This window comes from Pseudomonas abieticivorans, from assembly GCF_023509015.1.
In the GTDB taxonomy this organism is placed as follows: domain Bacteria; phylum Pseudomonadota; class Gammaproteobacteria; order Pseudomonadales; family Pseudomonadaceae; genus Aquipseudomonas; species Aquipseudomonas abieticivorans.
This window is the reverse complement of sequence record NZ_CP094975.1, coordinates 1-2,500: the sequence shown is the minus strand read 5'-3', so window position 1 is coordinate 2,500 and position 2,500 is coordinate 1. Positions and strand designations below refer to the sequence as shown.

General features: G+C 52.0%; 2 rRNA genes (1 of these 2 cut by a window edge). Both read left to right on the top strand.

Annotated elements, in window-relative coordinates:
- Nucleotides 1–2,196 (top strand): 23S ribosomal RNA (locus tag L9B60_RS00010); it begins 697 nt to the left of the window's first position.
- A gap of 137 nt (nt 2,197–2,333) precedes the next feature.
- Nucleotides 2,334–2,449 (top strand): 5S ribosomal RNA (gene rrf, locus L9B60_RS00005).
- Nucleotides 2,450–2,500: the final 51 nt, after the last annotated feature.

Here is a 2,500-nt window from a genome sequence, read left to right as displayed (position 1 = left end):
GGTTGGGTAACACTAACTGGAGGACCGAACCGACTACCGTTGAAAAGTTAGCGGATGACCTGTGGATCGGAGTGAAAGGCTAATCAAGCTCGGAGATAGCTGGTTCTCCTCGAAAGCTATTTAGGTAGCGCCTCATGTATCACTGTAGGGGGTAGAGCACTGTTTCGGCTAGGGGGTCATCCCGACTTACCAAACCGATGCAAACTCCGAATACCTACAAGTGCCGAGCATGGGAGACACACGGCGGGTGCTAACGTCCGTCGTGAAAAGGGAAACAACCCAGACCGTCAGCTAAGGTCCCAAAGTTATGGTTAAGTGGGAAACGATGTGGGAAGGCTTAGACAGCTAGGAGGTTGGCTTAGAAGCAGCCACCCTTTAAAGAAAGCGTAATAGCTCACTAGTCGAGTCGGCCTGCGCGGAAGATGTAACGGGGCTCAAACCATACACCGAAGCTACGGGTATCATCTTCGGATGATGCGGTAGAGGAGCGTTCTGTAAGCCTGTGAAGGTGAGTTGAGAAGCTTGCTGGAGGTATCAGAAGTGCGAATGCTGACATGAGTAACGACAATGGGTGTGAAAAACACCCACGCCGAAAGACCAAGGTTTCCTGCGCAACGTTAATCGACGCAGGGTTAGTCGGTCCCTAAGGCGAGGCTGAAAAGCGTAGTCGATGGAAAACAGGTTAATATTCCTGTACTTCTGGTTATTGCGATGGAGGGACGGAGAAGGCTAGGCCAGCTTGGCGTTGGTTGTCCAAGTTTAAGGTGGTAGGCTGGAATCTTAGGTAAATCCGGGATTCTAAGGCCGAGAGCTGATGACGAGTTGCCATTAGGCGACGAAGTGGTTGATGCCATGCTTCCAAGAAAAGCTTCTAAGCTTCAGGTAACCAGGAACCGTACCCCAAACCGACACAGGTGGTTGGGTAGAGAATACCAAGGCGCTTGAGAGAACTCGGGTGAAGGAACTAGGCAAAATGGCACCGTAACTTCGGGAGAAGGTGCGCCGGTGAGGGTGAAGGACTTGCTCCGTAAGCTCATGCCGGTCGAAGATACCAGGCCGCTGCGACTGTTTATTAAAAACACAGCACTCTGCAAACACGAAAGTGGACGTATAGGGTGTGACGCCTGCCCGGTGCCGGAAGGTTAATTGATGGGGTTAGCTAACGCGAAGCTCTTGATCGAAGCCCCGGTAAACGGCGGCCGTAACTATAACGGTCCTAAGGTAGCGAAATTCCTTGTCGGGTAAGTTCCGACCTGCACGAATGGCGTAACGATGGCGGCGCTGTCTCCACCCGAGACTCAGTGAAATTGAAATCGCTGTGAAGATGCAGTGTATCCGCGGCTAGACGGAAAGACCCCGTGAACCTTTACTATAGCTTTGCACTGGACTTTGAATTTGCTTGTGTAGGATAGGTGGGAGGCTTTGAAGCGTGGACGCCAGTTCGCGTGGAGCCAACCTTGAAATACCACCCTGGCAACTTTGAGGTTCTAACTCAGGTCCGTTATCCGGATCGAGGACAGTGTATGGTGGGTAGTTTGACTGGGGCGGTCTCCTCCTAAAGAGTAACGGAGGAGTACGAAGGTGCGCTCAGACCGGTCGGAAATCGGTCGTAGAGTATAAAGGCAAAAGCGCGCTTGACTGCGAGACAGACACGTCGAGCAGGTACGAAAGTAGGTCTTAGTGATCCGGTGGTTCTGTATGGAAGGGCCATCGCTCAACGGATAAAAGGTACTCCGGGGATAACAGGCTGATACCGCCCAAGAGTTCATATCGACGGCGGTGTTTGGCACCTCGATGTCGGCTCATCACATCCTGGGGCTGAAGCCGGTCCCAAGGGTATGGCTGTTCGCCATTTAAAGTGGTACGCGAGCTGGGTTTAGAACGTCGTGAGACAGTTCGGTCCCTATCTGCCGTGGACGTTTGAGATTTGAGAGGGGCTGCTCCTAGTACGAGAGGACCGGAGTGGACGAACCTCTGGTGTTCCGGTTGTCACGCCAGTGGCATTGCCGGGTAGCTATGTTCGGGAAAGATAACCGCTGAAAGCATCTAAGCGGGAAACTTGCCTCAAGATGAGATCTCACTGGAACCTTGAGTTCCCTAAAGGGCCGTCGAAGACTACGACGTTGATAGGTTGGGTGTGTAAGCGCTGTGAGGCGTTGAGCTAACCAATACTAATTGCCCGTGAGGCTTGACCATATAACACCCAAGCAATTTGAGTCGAAACGACCAGATTGCGGTGTTGTGAAGACGCATTATCCGAAAATTTGTAACTCACAAACATCACATACCCGATTCGCTGGAGTGCCCGCAACGGCATCCTGGCTACAGAATTTCTTGACGACCATAGAGCATTGGAACCACCTGATCCCATCCCGAACTCAGTAGTGAAACGATGCATCGCCGATGGTAGTGTGGGGTTTCCCCATGTGAGAGTAGGTCATCGTCAAGATTAAATTCCGAAACCCCCATCTGCTAACGCAGGTGGGGGTTTTGTCTTTTC